Annotated in this window: 18 protein-coding genes; 13 read left to right on the top strand and 5 right to left on the bottom strand. The window is 70.7% G+C overall.

Features of this window, described 5'->3' with window-relative positions:
- Positions 1-384 carry a hydroxyphenylacetyl-CoA thioesterase PaaI gene (paaI, locus tag ACFY5A_RS10460; protein ID WP_341939911.1) on the top strand — a complete coding sequence of 128 codons (384 nt, stop codon included), beginning with the start codon at positions 1-3 and terminating at the stop codon, positions 382-384.
- A gap of 262 nt (positions 385-646) precedes the next feature.
- Entirely contained in the window at positions 647-1,942 is a 1,296-nt protein-coding gene (paaK, locus tag ACFY5A_RS10455; RefSeq protein ID WP_387233770.1) for a phenylacetate--CoA ligase PaaK, read from the top strand.
- Between the two features lie 31 nt (positions 1,943-1,973).
- Here the strand turns inward: paaK and ACFY5A_RS10450 are convergent, their stop codons facing one another.
- Positions 1,974-4,082 carry a RecQ family ATP-dependent DNA helicase gene (locus ACFY5A_RS10450; protein WP_387233767.1) on the bottom strand — a complete coding sequence of 703 codons (2,109 nt, stop codon included), beginning with the start codon at positions 4,080-4,082 and terminating at the stop codon, positions 1,974-1,976.
- Between the two features lie 69 nt (positions 4,083-4,151).
- Here ACFY5A_RS10450 and ACFY5A_RS10445 point away from each other — a divergent pair, with 69 nt between their 5' ends.
- The 8 genes from ACFY5A_RS10445 (at position 4,152) to ACFY5A_RS10410 (ending at position 11,099) form a co-directional block, all read left to right on the top strand.
- The gene (locus tag ACFY5A_RS10445; protein ID WP_387233764.1) at positions 4,152-4,571 is read left to right on the top strand and encodes a pilus assembly protein CpaE; all 420 of its coding nucleotides are present in this window, start codon (positions 4,152-4,154) and stop codon (positions 4,569-4,571) included.
- Between the two features lie 230 nt (positions 4,572-4,801).
- Complete coding sequence (paaA, locus tag ACFY5A_RS10440; RefSeq protein ID WP_387233761.1) at positions 4,802-5,803, top strand: 1,2-phenylacetyl-CoA epoxidase subunit PaaA; 1,002 nt, start codon at positions 4,802-4,804, stop codon at positions 5,801-5,803.
- A complete protein-coding gene (paaB, locus tag ACFY5A_RS10435; RefSeq protein ID WP_105676660.1) occupies positions 5,803-6,108 on the top strand; it encodes a 1,2-phenylacetyl-CoA epoxidase subunit PaaB in 306 nt (101 codons plus the stop codon). Before paaA ends, paaB begins: the two co-directional genes overlap by 1 nt.
- Entirely contained in the window at positions 6,105-6,926 is an 822-nt protein-coding gene (gene paaC / locus ACFY5A_RS10430; RefSeq protein WP_341939915.1) for a 1,2-phenylacetyl-CoA epoxidase subunit PaaC, read from the top strand. The genes paaB and paaC overlap by 4 nt, the downstream gene beginning before the upstream one ends.
- The gene (gene paaD, locus ACFY5A_RS10425; RefSeq protein WP_341939916.1) at positions 6,920-7,447 is read left to right on the top strand and encodes a 1,2-phenylacetyl-CoA epoxidase subunit PaaD; all 528 of its coding nucleotides are present in this window, start codon (positions 6,920-6,922) and stop codon (positions 7,445-7,447) included. The genes paaC and paaD overlap by 7 nt, the downstream gene beginning before the upstream one ends.
- Positions 7,447-8,610 carry a 1,2-phenylacetyl-CoA epoxidase subunit PaaE gene (gene paaE, locus ACFY5A_RS10420; protein ID WP_387233756.1) on the top strand — a complete coding sequence of 388 codons (1,164 nt, stop codon included), beginning with the start codon at positions 7,447-7,449 and terminating at the stop codon, positions 8,608-8,610. Before paaD ends, paaE begins: the two co-directional genes overlap by 1 nt.
- A 13-nt stretch (positions 8,611-8,623) precedes the next feature.
- Positions 8,624-9,394, top strand: coding sequence for an enoyl-CoA hydratase-related protein (locus ACFY5A_RS10415; RefSeq protein ID WP_341939918.1), 771 nt, complete (start codon positions 8,624-8,626; stop codon positions 9,392-9,394).
- A gap of 181 nt (positions 9,395-9,575) precedes the next feature.
- The gene (locus tag ACFY5A_RS10410) at positions 9,576-11,099 is read left to right on the top strand and encodes an ATP-dependent DNA ligase (protein ID WP_341939919.1); all 1,524 of its coding nucleotides are present in this window, start codon (positions 9,576-9,578) and stop codon (positions 11,097-11,099) included.
- Between the two features lie 31 nt (positions 11,100-11,130).
- Here the strand turns inward: ACFY5A_RS10410 and ACFY5A_RS10405 are convergent, their stop codons facing one another.
- On the bottom strand, positions 11,131-11,640 hold the full coding sequence (locus tag ACFY5A_RS10405; RefSeq protein ID WP_223586868.1) for a phosphoribosyltransferase: 510 nt from the start codon (positions 11,638-11,640) through the stop codon (positions 11,131-11,133).
- A 68-nt stretch (positions 11,641-11,708) separates the two neighbouring features.
- On the opposite strand from ACFY5A_RS10405, the gene ACFY5A_RS10400 reads away from it, so the two are divergent.
- Positions 11,709-12,530, top strand: coding sequence for a class II glutamine amidotransferase (locus ACFY5A_RS10400; RefSeq protein ID WP_341939920.1), 822 nt, complete (start codon positions 11,709-11,711; stop codon positions 12,528-12,530).
- On the opposite strand, the gene ACFY5A_RS10395 is transcribed toward ACFY5A_RS10400, so the two are convergent.
- From ACFY5A_RS10395 to ACFY5A_RS10385, 3 genes are read right to left on the bottom strand one after another with little or no spacing between them, the layout of a single operon-like run.
- Positions 12,514-13,359, bottom strand: a complete 846-nt coding sequence (locus tag ACFY5A_RS10395) for a transglutaminase family protein (protein ID WP_341939921.1) — start codon at positions 13,357-13,359, stop codon at positions 12,514-12,516. The two genes, ACFY5A_RS10400 and ACFY5A_RS10395, sit on opposite strands and share 17 nt — an antisense overlap.
- A complete protein-coding gene (locus ACFY5A_RS10390; protein ID WP_105676644.1) occupies positions 13,356-14,282 on the bottom strand; it encodes an alpha-E domain-containing protein in 927 nt (308 codons plus the stop codon). Before ACFY5A_RS10390 ends, ACFY5A_RS10395 begins: the two co-directional genes overlap by 4 nt.
- Complete coding sequence (locus tag ACFY5A_RS10385) at positions 14,276-15,946, bottom strand: circularly permuted type 2 ATP-grasp protein (protein WP_341939922.1); 1,671 nt, start codon at positions 15,944-15,946, stop codon at positions 14,276-14,278. Before ACFY5A_RS10385 ends, ACFY5A_RS10390 begins: the two co-directional genes overlap by 7 nt.
- A 201-nt stretch (positions 15,947-16,147) precedes the next feature.
- Here ACFY5A_RS10385 and ACFY5A_RS10380 point away from each other — a divergent pair, with 201 nt between their 5' ends.
- Positions 16,148-18,034, top strand: coding sequence for a thiamine pyrophosphate-binding protein (locus ACFY5A_RS10380; protein ID WP_387233749.1), 1,887 nt, complete (start codon positions 16,148-16,150; stop codon positions 18,032-18,034).
- Between the two features lie 50 nt (positions 18,035-18,084).
- Positions 18,085-18,630 carry a hypothetical protein gene (locus ACFY5A_RS10375; protein ID WP_387233746.1) on the top strand — a complete coding sequence of 182 codons (546 nt, stop codon included), beginning with the start codon at positions 18,085-18,087 and terminating at the stop codon, positions 18,628-18,630.
- The last annotated feature ends 81 nt before the right edge of the window (positions 18,631-18,711 follow it).

Genomic DNA, 18,711 nt, shown 5'->3' with positions numbered 1-18,711 from the left:
ATGATGCAGCGTGACAGCGCCTCGGCGATGCTCGGGATGGTCGTCGAACTCGACGAGCCGGGGCACGCGATCGTGTCGATGCCCGTGCGGGAGGACATGCTGAACGGCTTCGCGATCACCCACGGAGGACTCGTGTTCGCTCTGGCGGACACGGCGTTCGCGATCGCGTGCAACGAGGACGAGCGGGTGACCGTGGCCGCAGGAGCCGACATCACGTTCCTGAAGTCGACACGGGCGGGGCAGACCCTCACGGCGACCGCCGTGCGACGCGTGGTCAGCGGCCGCACCGGGCTGTACGACGTCACGGTCACCGACGAGATCGGCGACGCCGTCGCCGAGTTCCGCGGACGCTCGATCACCACGAACCGGTCGGCTGCGCGCTGAGGCGCGGGCCGTCACGGATGCCGCCGCCATGCGCGCCTCTGACGCAGAGAAGGGCCGGGGTCGTCACGACCCCGGCTCTTCCGCGCGTTCGAGCGGTTCAGTGCTGGATCACCTGGGGAGCGGCGACGGCCTTGAGACCGATGTGGGCGACGACGGTCGTCCGATTGCCGCGAGCCTACGAGCCGCGCACGTGTACGGCAGATCACGCCCGACCGACACCCGCTGAAATGAAGATGCCGCCCCTGCGACGAAGGAGTCGACCATGACCTCAGAGCTTCCCGAGATCGGGACCGAGACCGAACTGCACTCGCGCGATGCGCTCGCCGAGCTGCAGCTGCACCGCCTGCAGTGGACCGTGCGCCACGCGTACGACAACGTGCCGCTCTACCGACGCACCTTCGACGAGCACGGTGTTCATCCCGACGACATCCGCGAGCTCGCCGACGTCCAGAGGCTCCCGTTCACGACCAAGGCCGATCTGCGCGAGACCTACCCGTTCGGCATGTTCGCCGTGCCGATGGCCGATGTGCGCCGCATCCACGCCTCGTCGGGCACCACCGGCCGACCGACCGTCGTGGGCTACACGGCGGGCGACCTGGAGCGTTGGAGCGACCTGGTCGCACGATCGCTGCACGCCGCGGGCATCCGCGCGGGCATGAAGGTGCACAACGCGTACGGCTACGGGCTGTTCACCGGCGGCCTCGGCGCGCACGCCGGCATCGAACGACTCGGCGCCACGGTCATCCCGATCTCCGGAGGCCAGACCGCGCGGCAGGTGCAGTTGATCACCGACTTCGAACCCGATGCGATCCTGTGCACGCCGAGCTACCTGCTCACGATCGCGGATGCTCTGGAAGCCGCCGGCCTCGACCCTGCCGCGACCTCGCTGAAGGTCGCGGTGCTGGGCGCGGAGCCCTGGACGAACGAGATGCGCCGGGAGATCGAGCGGCGCCTGAACATCGACGCCGTGGACATCTACGGTCTGAGCGAGGTCATGGGCCCCGGCGTCGCGAGCGAGAGCGTACTGACGAAGGACGGTCCGCACATCTGGGAGGACCACTTCCTCCCGGAGACCATCGACGGCGACACCGGAGCCACCGTGCCGGATGGCGAGCTCGGAGAGCTCGTGTTCACGTCGCTCACCAAAGAGGCGTTCCCGGTGATCCGATACCGCACGCGCGACCTCACGAGACTGCTGCCCGGCACGACCTACCCTGCGGTGCGTCGGATCGAGAAGATCACGGGCCGCAACGACGACATGATCATCCTGCGCGGTGTGAACCTGTTCCCCACCCAGATCGAGGAGATCGTGCTCGGCATCGAGACCCTGACCCCGCACTTCATCCTCGAGCTGCACCGAGCCGGGCGGATGGACTCCCTGACCGTGCGGATCGAGCGGCATCCGTCACTGAGCGCCGAGGAGTGCGAGGGCGCGGCCGCCGTGCTCAGGCACCGCATCAAGATGCACATCGGCACGAGCGTCGAGGTGCAGGTCGAGGAGCCGGGGGTGCTCCCCCGCAGCGAGGGCAAGTACAAGCGCGTGTACGACCTGCGCTGAGGTCTCCTGCGTATCCGCCCTGCGCTGCCGATCAGCCCCGCAGGGCCAGCACGAACGGCAGCACCTCGGTCGCACCGGCCCGGCGGAGAGCGCGGGCGGCGATCGTGAGGGTCCAGCGGCTGTCGGCCTGATCGTCGACGAGCAGCACCGGCCCGTCCGGCACGTCGAGTCCCTCGGCGCTGAACCGCTCCCAGAGTCCAGCGATGCGGAAGGCGCTGTTGCCGCCGGGCTGACCGGTCGGTCCTCCGCCGACCAGCCCCAGCTCGCCGAGGTACGGCAGCCGGCCGATCTCCGCGATGCCGCGGGCGAGGGAGTCCACCAGCTGCGGGCGGGAGCGCGACGGCATCGCGACGACGGCGACCGGCCGCTGCTCCCATCCCCACCCCGCGAGCACGCGCACGCACCCGGCGAGGAGCTGCGGTGGGACCACAGCATCCGCGGCCCCCGCGCCGAACAGGTCTCGCAGCGCTCCTCCCCAGCCGAGATCGGTGAGCCGCGCCAGCGCGCGCCCCTCGGCCGCCTGCTCGGCCGGTGCGATGCGCCCCTTCACGGGAACGCCCAGCCGGTCGGCGCCGGTCGGCCAGGCTCGTCGTGGCTCGATCGGCACGCCGACCCGATCGAGGGACTCGGATGCCGCGGCCGTCGCCCGCTCCTCGATGTCGCGGGGGAACCACGCCCCGGCGCAGTTGTCGCAGCGTCCGCACGGGACCGCGGTGTCATCGTCGAGCGCGCGCTGGAGGAACTCCATGCGGCAGCCTGCCGTCGTCTCGTAATCGAGCATGCTGCGCTGCTCGGCGACACGCTCCGCCGCGATCCGCTCGTACCGTTCGGCGTCGTAGATCCACGGCTCGCCCGTGGCCACCCATCCGCCCTGCACCCGCCGCACCGCACCGTCGACGTCGAGCACCTTGAGCAGGAGCTCCAGAGGTGTGCGCCGGATGTCGACCATCGCCTCGAGCACCGGGGTCGAGACCGGGCTGTCGCCGAGGGCGGCGATCACCCGTTCGGCGCGCTCCCGGTCGGGCATCGACGCGGTGGCGAAGTAGTGCCAGATGTCGCGGTCCTCGACGCCGGGCAGCAGCAGCACGTCGGCGCTCTCGCTCGCACGGCCGGCGCGACCGACCTGCTGGTAGTACGCGACGGGAGAGGACGGGGCTCCGAGATGCAGTACGAACCCGAGGTCGGGCTTGTCGAAGCCCATCCCGAGAGCGCTCGTGGCGACGAGCGCCTTGACCTCGTTGCGCTTGAGCATGCCCTCCGACTCCTCGCGCTCGTCGGCGTCGGTCTGCCCCGTGTAGGCGCGCACCTCGTGACCGCGCTCGCGCAGCAGCCGAGCGGTGTCGACGGCGGCCGCGACGGTGAGCGTGTAGATGATGCCGGAGCCGGGCAGATCGTCGAGGTGGCTGAGCAGCCAGGCGAGACGACTGGCCGAATCGGGCAGCCGCAGCACGCCCAGCCGCAGCGACGTGCGTGCGAGGGCGCCGCGGATGGTCAGCACCTCGGCATCCGATTCGCCGGTGCCGAGCTGCTCGGCCACATCGGCGACGACGCGGCTGTTCGCCGTCGCCGTGGTCGCGAGCACCGGGACATCGGCGGGCATCTGCGCGATGAGGTCGCGCAGGCGCCGGTAGTCGGGGCGGAAGTCGTGACCCCAGTCGCTGATGCAGTGCGCCTCATCGACCACGAGCATGCCGATGCGGCGCACAAGCGCGGGCAGCCGCTCCTCACGGAAGGACGGATTGTTCAGCCGCTCCGGCGACACCAGCAGCACGTCGACCTCGTCGCGGTCGAGCTGCGCGAGCACGTCGGACCACTCATGCGCGTTCGTGGAGTTGATCGCGACCGCGCGCACCCCAGCCCGCTCGGCGGCCGCGATCTGGTCGCGCATGAGCGCCAGCAGCGGTGAGACGAGCACGGTCGGCCCCGCTCCCTGCCTGCGCAGCAGCAGGGTAGCCACGAAGTACACCGCCGACTTGCCCCACCCCGTCCGCTGCACGACGAGCGCGCGACGGCGACGTTCGACCAGAGCCTCGATGGCCTCGTACTGCCCGTCGTGGAACCCGGCGTCCGGCCTCCCGACCAGTTCGCGCAGTGCGGAGAGGGCGGCGGTGCGGGTGTCGCCGGAGAGCGGAGAGGTCATGTCCCCACTCTGCCTCACGTCGCGGACATCGTCGGCGACGCGCAGATGTCGATGCTCTACCGTTGACCCATGATCGCCCGTGAGCTCGCCGTCGCCCTGCGCGAAGCCGGGCTGGTGTGGCACCCCGCCGAGGGAGACCGCTTCCAGCTCGATCTGCCCGATGAGGTGGAGCTCGAGGCGGAGGCCGACATCTTCACCGTGAGCGAGATGACGATCGAGGCGCGTCAGACCCCGAGCGGCACCGACCTCGCGTTCAACGGCACGACGGAGTGGGCGCTCGACGCCGTGACTCTCGCGAACGCCGTGTGGCTGCCCCGAGAGGATCAGCTGCGCGACCTCCTCCGCGGCACCTTCCGTCGGCTGACCCGCCTCAGCGACGCCTTCCTCGTCGAGATCGAGATCGCCGGGGAGACGCGGGCGTTCGAGCATCCGGATCCTGCGGAGGCGTACGGCCTTGCGCTTCTGGAACTGATCTCCCGCTCGCACTGACCCTCCCCTCCCGCTCCGGGACTCCGGAGATCGGGCGGCGCCGGCCATCCGGATACCGCTCGACTCACGCATGCGCGAAAGGGGCAGATCTCGCATCTCCGGTTTCTCCGGAGTTCTGGAGTGCCGACCCCGAGCACGGCGGAGGGCTCTGTCTTGCGCGCGACGACGCCCCGTGTCAGAATTACCTAACGAACGGTCAGTAAAGAAGGCCGGACCCTGAGGAGTCGATGATGACCAGCCCCGCAGACCTCTCCCTCGTGAACGAGGAGCTCTCCGACGAGGAGCGCCTGTTCGACGAGCTCATCGCGAACGAGCAGCGCATCGAGCCCCGGGACTGGATGCCCGACGCCTACCGCAAGACGCTGATCCGTCAGATCTCGCAGCACGCGCACTCCGAGATCATCGGCATGCAGCCGGAGGGCAACTGGATCACCCGCGCGCCGAGCCTCAAGCGCAAGGCGATCCTCATGGCGAAGGTGCAGGACGAGGCCGGCCACGGACTCTACCTCTACTCCGCCGCACAGACCCTCGGCATCACCCGCGACGAGATGATGGACCAGCTCATCAGCGGCAGAGCCAAGTACTCCTCGATCTTCAACTACCCCACCCCGACCTGGGCCGACATGGGCGCGATCGGCTGGCTCGTCGACGGCGCCGCGATCTGCAATCAGGTGCCACTGTGCCGCGCCTCCTACGGCCCGTACGGCCGTGCGATGGTGCGCGTCTGCAAGGAGGAGTCCTTCCACCAGCGGCAGGGCTTCGAGATCCTGCTGACGCTCATGCAGGGCACCGAGGAGCAGCGGCAGATGGCGCAGGATGCCGTGAACCGCTGGTACTGGCCGAGCCTGGCGATGTTCGGACCGCCCGACGACCAGTCCCCCAACTCCGCGCAGTCGATGAAGTGGAAGATCAAGCGCTTCTCCAACGACGAGCTGCGCCAGCGCTTCGTGGGGATGCTCGTGCCGCAGGCCGAGATCCTCGGCATCACCCTGCCCGACCCCGATCTGCGCTGGAACGACGAGACCGGGCAGTACGACATCGGCGAGATCGACTGGGACGAGTTCTTCGAGGTGCTCCGGGGCAACGGCCCCTGCAACGCCGAGCGTCTCGAACGGCGCCGCACGGCGCACGCGGAGGGCGCATGGGTGCGCGAGGCCGCGGCCGAGCACGCCCGCAAGCAGCGTTTCGGCTCGCCTGCGGCTCGCTCGACGACCGGTCGGGGAGCGGCGTGATGGCGACCCCCGGCGCCGACGAGCGCGAACCCTGGCCCCTCTGGGAGATCTTCGTGCGCGCGAACCGCGGACTCAGCCACGTGCACGTGGGTTCCCTGCATGCTCCGGATGCCGACATGGCGATCCGCAACGCCCGCGACCTCTACACGCGGCGCGGTGAGGGCGTGTCGATCTGGGCGGTGCCCGCCGAGGCGATCACGACGAGCGACCCGGACGCGAAGGGCGCGTACTTCGAGAGCCCCGCCGGCAAGAACTACCGCCACGCCGTGTACTACACGGCGTCCGAGGGGGTGCCGCACCTGTGAGCGACGACATCCACGGCGACGTCTCCGTCGACGAGCTCCGGCTGAGCGACGAGCTCGCCGGCTCCGGGGCGATCGCGGCATCCGCCGACATCGCCGAGTACGCCCTGTGGCTCGGGGATGACGCGCTGATCCTCTCGCAGCAGCTGGGCGCCTGGATCTCGAACGCCCCCGAGCTGGAGGAGGACGTGGCCCTCGGCAACATCGCCCTCGACTTGCTCGGCCACGCCCGCTCGCTGCTGCGCTACGCCGGATCCTTCGACGGCCGCAGCGAAGACGACCTGGCCTACTTCCGCGACGAGCCGGAGTTCCGCTGCGCCTGGATCGTGGAGCAGCCGAACGGCGACTTCGCACAGACCATCGCGAGGCAGTTCATCGTCGCGACCTACATGTTCGAGCTGTACTCCGCGCTGCGCGGGAGCACCGACGAGACCTTCGCCGCGATCGCCGAGAAGGCGCTCAAGGAGGTCGACTACCACCGCGACCACGCCGTGCAGTGGGTGCTGCGTCTGGCCGGCGGCACGGAGGAGTCGCGGACCAGGATCGTCCGCGCGTTCGGCGACGTCTGGCCCTACGTCGAGGAGCTGTTCCGCGACGACCCCCTGATCGACCGCCTCGGAGACGCCGCGGTGCGTCCGTCGTCGCTGCGCGCCGGTGTCGACGGGGTCATCGACACCGTGTTCGCCGAGGCGGAGCTGTCGACGCCCGCCGTCGCCGCATCGTCTGCCGGCGGTCGGCACGGAGCCCACGCGACCCCGCTCGGCCACCTCCTCGCGGAGATGCAGGTGCTCGCCCGCCGGCACCCCGGGGCGACATGGTGACCGCGGGCGAGGCCCGGTCGCAGGCTCCCTCGCTCGACGGCCGGGATCACGACGCGTGGCGGGTCGCGGCATCCGTCGCCGACCCGGAGGTGCCGGTGCTCACCATCGAGGACCTCGGCGTGCTGCGTGCGGTCGAGGTGGACGGAGACGCCGTGCGCGTCGACATCACGCCCACCTACAGCGGCTGCCCCGCGATGGACGCGATCCGCGACGACGTGATCCTCGCTCTCACCGTCGCGGGGTACGCGGAGGTCGACGTGCGGCTCGTGCTCTCCCCCGCCTGGACCACGGACTGGATGTCGGATGCCGGCAAGCGGAAGCTGACGGAGTACGGCATCGCCCCGCCCTCCGGCCGCGCCGCCGTGTCGACCGGCCCCATCCGGCTCGCCCTCAGCGTCCGCTGCCCGCGATGCGGGTCGCTGGACACGCGTGAAGTCTCCCGCTTCGGCTCAACCTCCTGCAAGGCGCTGTTCGAGTGCCGTGCGTGCCTCGAGCCCTTCGACCATTTCAAGGTGCACTGATGTCGCTGTTCGCCTCCGCTCGCACCGCCCTGGCATCCGCCCCCTCGCGCGGCGTCTCCGGCGAGCGCACGCGCGCTCGCTTTCACACGCTCACGGTGGAGGACGTGCGTCCCCTCACCGACGATGCGGTCGAGGTCACGTTCGCCGTGCCCGCCGAGCTCGCCGACGACTACGACCACCTGCCCGGCCAGTACGTGGCGCTCAGGACGACCCTCGACGGCGTCGAGGTGCGGCGCTCGTACTCGCTGTGCCGCGCGCCGGAGCACAGGGGCGCGGGGCAGCCCACGCGTCTCAGCGTCGCCGTCAAGCGCGACGAGGGCGGGCTGTTCTCGACCTGGGCGCAGACCGGGCTGCATCCGGGGTTCCGCATCGACGTGATGAGCCCGCAGGGGACCTTCACCTCGGGTCTCGACGACCTCGACCACCGCCATGTCGTCGGGATCGCGGCTGGCTCCGGCATCACGCCCCTCATGGCCCTCGCGCACACCGTGCTCACGCGCTCGGAGACCTCGCGCTTCACGCTGCTCTACACGAACCGGTCGACGCTCGACGTGATGTTCCTGGAGGACCTGGCCGACCTCAAGGACCGCTACCCCACCCGGCTCACGCTGCACCACGTGCTCTCGCGCGAGCAGCGCACGGCGCCGGTGCTCTCCGGCCGCATCGACGAGGAGAAGCTGCGGACGATCCTGCGGGTGCTCATCGATCCGACCGATGTGGACGAGTGGTTCCTGTGCGGCCCGCTGTCTCTCGTCGACCTGTGCCGCGAGGTGCTCGCGGATGTCGGGGTGGCCCGCGAGCACATCCGCTTCGAGCTGTTCACGACGGGCGACGAGCCGCTGCGCACCGCGCGCCCTGTCGAGGTGCGCAAGGGCGAGAAGACGTTCCGCATCGAGGTCAACCTCGACGGCGTCTCCTCGACCGTCGAGAGCCCCGTCGACGCCCACGAGTCCGTGCTGAACGCCGCGCTCCGGGTGCGCCCCGACGCCCCGTTCGCGTGTGCGGGCGGCGTCTGCGGCACGTGCCGCGCGCGGGTCATCGAGGGCAGTGTGACCATGACCGAGAACTACGCCCTGGAGCCGGACGAGCTCGAACGCGGCTACGTCCTCACCTGCCAGTCCCACCCCACGAGCGACCGCGTCGTGGTCGACTACGACGTGTGAAGCGGAGCATCCGATGATCGACCTGAGCATCCACGACGACGTCGCCACCATCGTGCTGAACGCGCCGTCGCGCCTCAACGCGCTCGACGAGCAGGCGCTGCACGGCCTGGGCATGGCCTACGACGAGGCGGAGGCCGCAGGTGTGCGCGCCCTGGTGCTCCGCGGCGAGGGCCGGGCGTTCTGCGCCGGCCGCGACATCTCCGGCGTGGATCCGAGGGATGACGACGTCATCGGCTACCTCGACGGCCTCGTGACCCCGCTGCTGCAGCGGATGTCGCGGTTCCCCGCGCCGACCTTCGCCACCGCCCACGGAGCATGCCTCGGTGTGGGACTCGGGCTCCTCATCGCCACCGACGTCGTGTACGTGGCGGAGTCCGCGAAGATCGGCTCGCCGTTCGCTGCCCTCGGCGCCACGCTCGACTCGGGCGGCCACGCGCTTTTCCTCGACCGTCTCGGCGCCCACAAGACGCTCGACCTCATCTACACCGGGCGTCTGATGAGCGGCACGGAGGCGGTGCAGTCCGGCCTGTTCTCCCGGGTGCTCCCCGACGACGAGGCGGCGCAGGCGACGACGGATGCCGCGACCGCTGCGGCCCGCGGAGCCACGGCCGCGTTCCTCGCGAGCAAGCGGCTCGTCGCACGGATCCGCGACGAGCGCCTCGCGCTGTGGGATGCGGTGGGCATCGAGAACGCCGCCCAGGCCGCGCTCTGCGACACCGACGACTACCGCGAGGGCTTCGCGGCGTTCCAGGAGAAGCGGAAGCCGGAGTTCCGCGGCCGCTGACTCGCCTGCTCCCTGGATCTTCCCGTCCTGCCCCACGTCTGTGATGGATCAGAGACGTCGCTGAGCACGTCGTCCCCCGAGCGTTTCTGATCCATCGCCGATCGGTGCGAGACGGGGAGAGGGTGACCGAGGGCCGTCAGATCGCGTGCCGGATGTCGGATGCCGGTGGGATGATTCGGGGATGAAGCTCGGTGAGGTCGTCTCTGCGGCGGACGAGGCCGGGGCGACCGCGTCGCGCCTGGCGAAGATCGATGCCCTGGCGCGGGTCATCGCGCCGGCCGACCCCGACGAGGTGCCGGCGCTGATCGGCCTGCTGCTCGCGGCTCCGCGGCAGGGGCGGCTCGGCGTCGGGTGGCGCACCCTCATGGACCTCGACGTCGTGCACGCGGATGCCGCGGCGCTGACGATCGGCGAGGTCGACACCGCCCTCGACGGGCTCGCCGCCGCGTCGGGAGCCGGATCCGTGTCGGCCAGGCACGCGCTCCTCGTCGAGCTCGCCTCTCGCGCGACCGCGGCGGAGTGGGACTTCCTCGCCCGCTCCATGCTCGGCGAGCTGCGCACCGGCGCGCTCGCGGGCGTCCTGCTCGACGCGATCGCGCGGGCATCCGACCGCCCTCCCTCCGCCGTCCGCCGAGCGGCGATGCTGTCGGGCGACCTCGGCGTCACCGCGGTGATCGCCCTCACCGGCACCCCCGACGAGCTCGACGACGTCGGTCTCGTCGTGGGCCGCCCCGTGCTGCCGATGCTGGCCTCGACCGCCGCGACGCCGACGGCGGCGCTGGAGCTGACGGGAGAGTCGTCGGTCGAGTACAAGCTCGACGGCGCGCGCATCCAAGTGCATCGGCACGGAGACGAGGTCGGCGTGTTCACGCGCAGTCTCGCCGACATCACTCACCGCGTGCCCGAGATCGTGGAGATCGTGCGCGGCCTCCCGGCGAACGACCTCATCCTCGACGGCGAGACCCTCGCGCTCGATGAAGACGGAGGCCCGCGCCCGTTCCAGGAGACCATGTCGCGGTTCGGCGCCGAGGCCTCGCGCGACCTCGCGCTGCGGCCCTGGTTCTTCGACCTGCTCCACGTCGACGGACGCGACCTCATCGATGAGCCGCTCTCGGTGCGGCTGGCCGAACTCGATCGGGTCGCCGAACGCTGGCGGATGCCCGGCGTCGTCACGGGCGACGCCGACGCCGCGGAGCGGCTCTCCCGCGATGCTCTCGCCGCCGGTCACGAGGGCGTCGTGGTCAAGAGCATCGACTCGCCCTACGCCGCCGGTCGGCGCGGGAAGTCCTGGGTCAAGGTCAAGCCGGTGCTCACGTACGACCTCGTGGTGCTCGCCGCCGAATGGGGGTCGGGGCGCCGCCGCGGCTGGCTGTCGAACCTGCACCTCGGCGCACGCGATCCCGACGGGGAGTTCGTCGAGCCAGGGGGCTTCGTGATGGTCGGCAAGACCTTCAAAGGGCTCACCGACGAGCTGCTCCGCTGGCAGACGGAGACCTTCCCGCAGCACGAGGAGAGGCGCACGGCATCCGCTGTCTTCCTGCGCCCCGAGCTGGTCATCGAGATCGCGATCGACGGCGTGCAGCGCTCACCGCGGTATCCGGGCGGCCTCGCCCTGCGCTTCGCGCGCGTCAAGGGCTACCGACCGGACAAGACCCCCGAGGGCGCCGACACGATCCAGACCCTGCGCGCTCTGCTCCGCGGGTGAGTCCCGCGCAGTCCGCGCGCGACGTCCCACGTCAGGCGGAGGGAGCGAGCCCCAGGTCCTCTTCGCGCACCGTGCCCTGGAACGACCACGGGAAGTTGATCCAGAGATCGGTGTCCTTCCAGGCGTAGTCGGGCTGGATGATCGTCGACGGCTTCGTGTAGATGGTGACGGAGCGCACGTCGGCGCCCTTCTCCTTCAGCAGCTCGACGGCGAGCGCGAGGGTGCGCCCGGAGTCGGCGACGTCGTCGACGAGGAGCACGCGACGTCCGTCGAGGTAGGCCATGTCGAGCTCTGGGGGCAGCACCTCCGGAGCGTCGAGCACCGTGCCGATGCCCGTGTAGAACTCGACGTTGATCGCGCCGCAGTTCTTCGCGCCGAGCCCGTACGCGATCGCGCCGGCCGGGAGCAGCCCGCCCCGAGCGATCGCCACGACGACCTCCGGCTCGAAGCCGCTGTCGAGGATCTTGCGCGCGAGGTCGCGCGTCGCGGATCCGAAGCCGTCCCAGGTGAGCGTCTCGCGCTCGTTCGATGCATCAGTCACCGGTACATTCTCGCTCATGCACGGGCGTCGCGCCGCCGGGTCGGAGGATGCGCTACAAACGAAGGACCATGTGCCGCCTCTTCGCCTTCGTCTCCCCCACCCCGTCGTCGGTGCGCCGCGAACTCGGCGACACCGGTATGGAGCGCCTGATCTCCCTCGCCCGCCTGCACGGAGACGGCTGGGGCTGGGCCGGGGTCGAGCGTCGGCACGAGACGCCCGTGGTGCGCAAGTCCGCTCTCTCGGCGGTCTCCGACCCCGATTTCGAGGGCGCGGCGACCACGATGGCCCAAGCTGCGATGGTGCACCTGCGGTGGGCGACAGCGGGCATCGAGATCGCCGACCGCAACGCTCACCCTTTCCTCCGCGGCGCCGTGGCCTTCGAGCACAACGGCTCGCTGAAGCCGATCGAGAGCGCCCGCGCCCTGCTCTCCCCCGAGAGCCTCGCCGAGATGACCGGGGAGACCGACAGCGAGATGTACTTCACCCTCATCCGCGAACGGCTCGCGCTCGGCATCCCGCTCTCCGCGGCGACGGCGGACGCCGCCCGCATGCTGCGCGAGGTCTTCCCTCTCGCGAGTCTCAATGCGATCATGCTCGACCGGGAGCAGATGGTCGTGGTGCGCGCGAGCGCACGCAGCGTGCTCTCCGACGACGACCTCGACGAGATCGCGCAGCATCCGCTGCTGCCCGAGGAGCACAACGAGGACTACTTCGCTCTGCGTTGGACGCGCACGGACGACGGCACCCTGCTGATCGGCTCCACGGGGGTCTCCGGGTACGACTGGGAGGCTCTGCCGCCCGAGTCGGTCACGACGATCCGCCTCGACGACCTCACCGCCTCGACGGTGCTCCTGCACCGCGCCGAGTCGGACGTCACTCGAGCCGGGTGATCTCGACGGAGACGAAGAGCTCCGAGGCGCTCGGCCCCGCGTAGACCCCGCGCAGCGGAGCCACGTCGCCGTAGTCGCGACCGTGCCCCACGTACACGTGAGACTCCCCGATCTCGACGAGGTTGGTCGGGTCGTATCCGCGCCACCGTCCCGAGTACCACTCCACCCAGGCGTGCGACTCGCCGATCACCGGCTGCCCGATCCCCGCTGAGGGGTCGGGGTGCAGGTACCCGGACACGTACCGCGCGGGGATGCCGGCCGCTCGCAGCACCCCGAGCGCGACGTGGGCGATGTCCTGGCACACCCCCGAACGCGTCGGCCAGGCGTCTCGCGCCGTGGAGCTCACCCCGGTCACCCCTCGCCGGTACTCCATCGCCTCCCCGACCGTCCGGCAGATCTCGAAGGCCGTCTCGTCGACGTCGCCGCCCTCCGCCTCGATGCGCAGGGCCAGGTCGCGCATCTCGTCATCGGGTTCGGTCGCCGGCGTCTGCGCCACGCACTCGGCGAGCGCGAGCGACAGCGGGATGCGGGCGGCCAGCTCGTCCCAGTCGATCGAGGCCGCCGCAGCCGGAGCGGGCCGCACGTCGACCACGCTCGTCGCGGTGACCGACAGCAGCTGGTGGGGCGTGAGCACCTCGAACGTGGAGACCCTCGTATCCCAGTAGTCCGCGTAGGAGTGCTGGGTGGCGGTCGGCGTGATCTCCAGGTTCGCCTGCAGCACGAACTGCCCGTCGCGCGAATGCGGCAGCATCCGCGCCTCGTTGTACGACGCGGTGGCCGGCTTCTCGTAGCGGAACCCGGTCCTGTGCACGATCCGCAGCCGGCTCACAGCGCTTCTCCTATCCACACCGGCATCGCGATCGACGGGAAGTAGCGCTCCCTGATCGCGTCGCTCGCCATCGACATCCCCACCTGCACCTCTTCCATGCTCTCCGACAGGCGATGCACGATGTCGCCGATCGGCCGGTACTCCAGCTCCGACCGCATCCGTCCGAGCACGCGGTGCGCGCGGTCGGGTGCTCCGAACGCGCCGGCCGGGTCGATGCCGCGCAGACAGTCCTCGGCCTGCAGGATGCTCGACAGCACCGAACGAGGGAACAGCCGATCCACCAGCAGGAACTCGAGGGCGGACGCCGCGGTCGGCATCGCCCTGTGACTCCGGAGGTGCGCCTCGTACGCCCCGCAGCTGCGCAGCAGGGTCGTCCAGCTGGGTCCGGCGGCGTCCGTGAGCGACCGGGTGGCGAGGAGCCGTGCGGTCATGTCCGCGCGTTCGATCGACCGCCCGAGCACGAAGAAGTGCCAGGCCTCGTCGCGGCTGGTCGAGGAGTCCACCACCCCGAACGCGAGGGCGGAGCGGTCGCGCACCCAGCGGAAGAACGGGTGGGTCTTGTCGGAGGCGATGCGACGCGGCATCCGCGCGTTGGACTCGTTGAGCGTCTCCCACAGGTCGGTGGAGATGATCTCCCTGGCGCGCCGCGCGTTCTCCCGAGCGGAGGCGATCGAGTGCGCGATGGATGCCGTATGCTCCCTGTCGAGGGCGAGCAGGCGCACGACGTCGTCGCGGCTCAGCACGACGTCCGGCTCTGCGCTGGTGCCCATGACCGACAGGAGCGCACGGCACGCCGTGTCCTCCTCGACCCAGGGGTCCTCCAGCAGCAGCTGCAGGTGCACGTCCAGGATGCGCGCGGTGCCGTCGGCGCGCTCGACGTAGCGGCCGATCCAGAACAGCGCCTCGGCGATGCGGCTCAGCACGACGCACCTCCCTGCTGTTGCTGCTGCTGCTGTTGCTGCTGGTGGTGCCGCGCCTCGACGTCCTCGTCCTGCGGGGACGAGAGGAACGGAGGGTGCGGGTCCTCGCGGGGAGGCGCGACCACGGCGATCGCTCCGGTGGCGAGCGAGACCTCGTCGGATGCCGGGTCGGGTGCCCCCGCGAGAGTCGTCGGCCCGGTGAACAGCGAGGGGTCGAGCACCCACGTGTCCTTCGAGCCGCCGCCCTGACTGGAGTTCACCACGAGCTGCCCCTCCGGCAGGGCGACCCTCGTCAGTCCGCCGGGGAGCACCCACACGTCGTCGCCGTCGTTCACCGCGAAGGGGCGCAGATCGACGTGCCGCGGACGGAACCCGTCTTCGACGAGCGTCGGGATCGTGGAGAGCTGCACCACCGGCTGGGCGATCCACCCGCGGGGGTCCGCGAGGAGGGTGCGGCGCAGCTCCTCCAGGGTGGCGCGGGAGGCGTCAGGCCCGACGACGAGCCCCTTGCCCCCTGACCCGTCGACCGGCTTCACCACGAGCTCGTCGAGCCGATCCAGCACCTCCTCCAGAGCGGCGGGCTCCTCCAGCCGCCAGGTGTCGACGTTGGGGATGATGGGCTCCTCGCCCAGGTAGTACCGGATCAGGGCCGGGACGTACGTGTAGACGAGCTTGTCGTCGGCGACGCCGTTGCCCACCGCGTTCGCGATGGTGACGGTGCCGAGCCGCGACGCCAGCATGAGCCCCGGGGCGCCGAGCACCGAATCGGGGCGGAAGTGCTGCGGATCGAGGTACTCGTCATCCACACGCCGGTAGATCACGTCGACACGCGTGGGGCCTGCGGTCGTGTGCATCCAGACCCGTCCGCCAGAGCAGAAGAGGTCACGCCCCTCGACGAGCTCGACGCCCATCATCCGCGCGAGAAGGGTGTGCTCGTAGTAGGCCGAGTTGTGCACTCCCGGGGTCAGCACCACGACGTTCGGGTGGTCGACGCCCTCCGGCGCGGCCGCACGCAGCGCCTGCAGCAGGCGCCCCGGGTAGTCGACGACGGGCCGCACGCGGAGGCTGGTGAACAGCTCGGGCAGGGTCTGCGCCATGACCCGCCGGTTCGCGAGGACGTAGCTGACGCCGCTCGGCACGCGGACGTTGTCCTCCAGCACCCTCCACGCCCCGGCCTCATCGCGGATGACGTCGATCCCGGCGACGTGGATGCGCACGCCATTCGCCCCGACGATGCCCGCCGCCTGACGGTGGAAGTGCGAGGAGGAGCTGATGAGGGATGCCGGGATGACCCCGTCCTGCACGGCGAGCTGCGGACCGTAGACGTCGGCGAGGAACGCCTCCAGCGCCCTGACCCGCTGCTTCACACCGGATTCGACGTAGAGCCAGTCGTCCGCCGCGACCACGCGCGGCACCACGTCGAGCGGGAACGGCCGCTCCTCCCCCGCGAAGTCGAAGGTCACGCCCTGGGCGAGGTAGCTGCTGGCGAGCGCATCCGTGCGCGCCCGCAGCTCGCTGTCGTCCATACCGGCCAGCGCCGGGTACAGATCCCGATAGGGGCCGCGCACCTCTCCGTCCGGCGCAGCCGGGAACATCTCATCCCAGGGTCCAGGCCCGGTCCGCACCGCGCTCCGTCGTGAGGTGTATCCGTTGAACAGCGACTCCATGACCGCATGCTTCCGCGTCGCGGTTTCCACGATGTTACGGTCGCGAGACAGCGCCGAGTCGGACCCTCTCGCGCTAGAATCGACGGGTCCGGCTCTGACGAGGCCGGTGCCTGAAAAAGAGGCACGAAGCGCCCCGCATCGCAGCGGGGGCGAGACACATACGGAACAGCATCCTCCGTCCCTGTCTCGAAAGGCTTTCGCATGCCCACCGTCTCCGCGCACGTCGCACTCACCCTCGCCCAGCACATCGACGCCGTCTTCGGCGTGATGGGCAACGGCAACGCCTACTTCCTCGACGCCATCGAGACCCAGACGGATGCCGTCTTCACAGCCGTCCGCCACGAGCAGGGCGCCGTCGTGGCCGCCGACGCGCACTTCCGCGCCTCGGGGCGCATCGCCGCCGGCACCTCGACGTACGGCGCCGGCTTCACCAACACGCTGACCGCTCTGGCCGAGGCCGTGCAGGCGCACGTTCCGCTCGTGCTCGTCGTCGGCGACGAGCCCACCTCCGGCCCTCGTCCGTGGGACGTCGACCAGATCGCGCTCGCCTCCGCCGTCGGCGCCCGCACCTACACGGTCGGACGGGCAGATGCCGCCGCCACCACCGTCATCGCGATCGAGCACGCCCTGACCTACCGCGTGCCCGTGGTGCTCGCGATCCCCTACGACGTCGCCGCCCTCGAGGCCGGTGACGTGCCGCCGGCGCCGTCTCCGCGCATCCCCGCGCCGCTCGCTCCGCGCGGTGAGTTCGCCGAGGGGATGCTCGATGAGATCGCGCACGCCCTGCGCGGCGCCGAGCGCCCGTTCCTGCTCGCGGGGCGCGGCGCCTGGCTGGCCGGCGCCGGTTCAGCGCTCGGCGAGCTCGCCGCCCTCACCGGAGCGCTGACCGCCTCGTCGGCGCTCGGCCGCGGCGTCTTCCCCGAGACGCAGTACGACCTGGGCGTGACCGGCGGCTTCGGCGCCGACGGAGCCATGGAGCTCGTCCGCACCGCCGATGTCGCCGTGGTCTTCGGCGCGTCGCTGAACCAGTTCACGATGCGCTTCGGCGAGCTGTTCGCGCCCGGAACCCGCGTCTTCCAGATCGACACCGCCCCCGCGGCCACCCACCCGCACGTCGGCGGCTTCGTGCGGGCCGACGCCCGCGTCGTGGCGGAGGAGCTCGTGACGCGCGTGGCCGCGGCATCCGCCACGTCTGCCGGGCCTGCCGGGCCTGCCGAGCCTGCCGGGCCTGCCGAGCCTGCCGCGCCTGCCGGGCCTGCCGAGCCTGCCGAGCCTGCCGAGCACAGCTTCGGAGCGGAGACCGGACACGCCGGGCGGATCACCGATGCCCGCGGTGTGTCGGATGCCACATCCGAAGCTGTGCCCGGTACCGCATCCGAAGCGATGCCCGGTGTCACATCCGAAGCCGCGCCCGGTGTCATGCCCGCTCGTCCCTGGCGGGAGACGGTCGACGTCGCCGGCTCGCGCGCATACGAGACCGGCGACGACCTCGCCCCGGACGGACGGCTCGACCCCCGCTCGGCGGCACGACGCATCGCCGAGCTGCTGCCGGAGGACCGCGTGGTCGTGTCCGACGGCGGCCACTTCATCGGATGGGCGAACATGTACTGGCCTGTCGCTGCTCCCGACCGCATGATGATGGTCGGCACCGCCTTCCAGTCGATCGGTCAGGGCTGGCCGAGCGTCGTCGGCGCCGCGCTCGCGCGCCGTGAGTCGACCATCGTGCTCACGAGCGGCGACGGCGGCGGCCTCATGGCGATCGCCGACCTCGAGTCCGCTGTGCGCGCGGCGGCCGGACGGGGCATCGCCGTGATCTGGAACGACGCCGCCTACGGCGCCGAGGTGAACCTCTACGGGCTGAAGGGCCTCGCCGAGGGACCGATGCGCATCCCGGAGGTCGACTTCGCGGCGTTCGGCGCGGCCGTCGGCGCCGAGGGCGTCGTGGTGCGCACCCTCGCCGACCTCGACCGTCTCGGCGAGTGGGCGCGGGAGGATGCGGCCAGCCGCCGCTTCCTGCTCCTCGACCTGCGGATCTCGGGCGATGTCATCGCGCCGTACCAGCAGGAGATCATCCGCGTGAACTCCTGAGGTCGCCGACGCAGGTCGCGGTCCGCATGGTGAGATGAAGCATGCGCTACGTGTTCCGCCCCAGCGTCCTGAGCACGCTCATCACCACGATGAAGGCGATCGAGGTCCGCACGGAGACCGGCGCCCTCGTCGGGACGATCAGCCGAGGCACGATCACCGGAGCCGAGACGGCAGGGACGTTCTGTTTCGAGCCGGAGGGTGCGACGCCGACGACAGTGGGGATCGGCAGCTTCAGCCGGTCCTGGCTCAAGCGGCTCGTACGTCCTGACTACCTGGTGCGCCGAGGCGATCGCGAGGACCGGCTGAGCGACCGGCTCGGCGAGAACCTGCTCTACTTCGCGGTGGACGGAAGGATCGACGGCCACGACTACCTCGCCCGACAGGACTGGGACGACTCGGTCGAGGTCAAGGTCGATGGCGCCCTCGCCGCACGCTGGAACATCGACGACCTGAGCGGAACGGTCACGATCGACGCAGATCCGGAGGGCATGATCGCGGACCCGGCCTCCACGCTCTTCGCCGTGACCGTGCTCCTGCCCTTCATGCAGATGATCCACTCCGATGAGTCCGAGCTGATCGAGTCAATTCTCGACTGAGATCGAGCTCGGTTGAGTCAGTCCTCGGTTGAGTCGGTCCTCGACTGAGTCAGTCCTCGACTGAGATCCGTCATCGACTGA

Origin of the sequence: Microbacterium sp. NPDC012755 (assembly GCF_042901325.1) — a bacterium.
GTDB lineage: Bacteria > Actinomycetota > Actinomycetes > Actinomycetales > Microbacteriaceae > Microbacterium > Microbacterium natoriense.
This window is presented reverse-complemented; position numbering and strand designations above follow the sequence as displayed.

Bases quoted from the DNA above. Each gene is read 5' to 3' on its own strand.
- ACFY5A_RS10415 (WP_341939918.1), top strand. From the start codon at position 8,624: ATGATCGACCTGAGCATCCACGACGACGTCGCCACCATCGTGCTGAAC.
- ACFY5A_RS10450 (WP_387233767.1), bottom strand. From the start codon at position 4,082: ATGACCTCTCCGCTCTCCGGCGACACCCGCACCGCCGCCCTCTCCGCA.
- paaD (WP_341939916.1), top strand. From the start codon at position 6,920: ATGGTGACCGCGGGCGAGGCCCGGTCGCAGGCTCCCTCGCTCGACGGC.
- ACFY5A_RS10400 (WP_341939920.1), top strand. From the start codon at position 11,709: ATGTGCCGCCTCTTCGCCTTCGTCTCCCCCACCCCGTCGTCGGTGCGC.
- ACFY5A_RS10380 (WP_387233749.1), top strand. From the start codon at position 16,148: ATGCCCACCGTCTCCGCGCACGTCGCACTCACCCTCGCCCAGCACATC.
- ACFY5A_RS10445 (WP_387233764.1), top strand. From the start codon at position 4,152: ATGATCGCCCGTGAGCTCGCCGTCGCCCTGCGCGAAGCCGGGCTGGTG.
- paaB (WP_105676660.1), top strand. From the start codon at position 5,803: ATGGCGACCCCCGGCGCCGACGAGCGCGAACCCTGGCCCCTCTGGGAG.
- ACFY5A_RS10385 (WP_341939922.1), bottom strand. From the start codon at position 15,946: ATGGAGTCGCTGTTCAACGGATACACCTCACGACGGAGCGCGGTGCGG.
- paaE (WP_387233756.1), top strand. From the start codon at position 7,447: ATGTCGCTGTTCGCCTCCGCTCGCACCGCCCTGGCATCCGCCCCCTCG.
- paaA (WP_387233761.1), top strand. From the start codon at position 4,802: ATGACCAGCCCCGCAGACCTCTCCCTCGTGAACGAGGAGCTCTCCGAC.
- ACFY5A_RS10410 (WP_341939919.1), top strand. From the start codon at position 9,576: ATGAAGCTCGGTGAGGTCGTCTCTGCGGCGGACGAGGCCGGGGCGACC.
- paaI (WP_341939911.1), top strand. From the start codon at position 1: ATGATGCAGCGTGACAGCGCCTCGGCGATGCTCGGGATGGTCGTCGAA.
- paaK (WP_387233770.1), top strand. From the start codon at position 647: ATGACCTCAGAGCTTCCCGAGATCGGGACCGAGACCGAACTGCACTCG.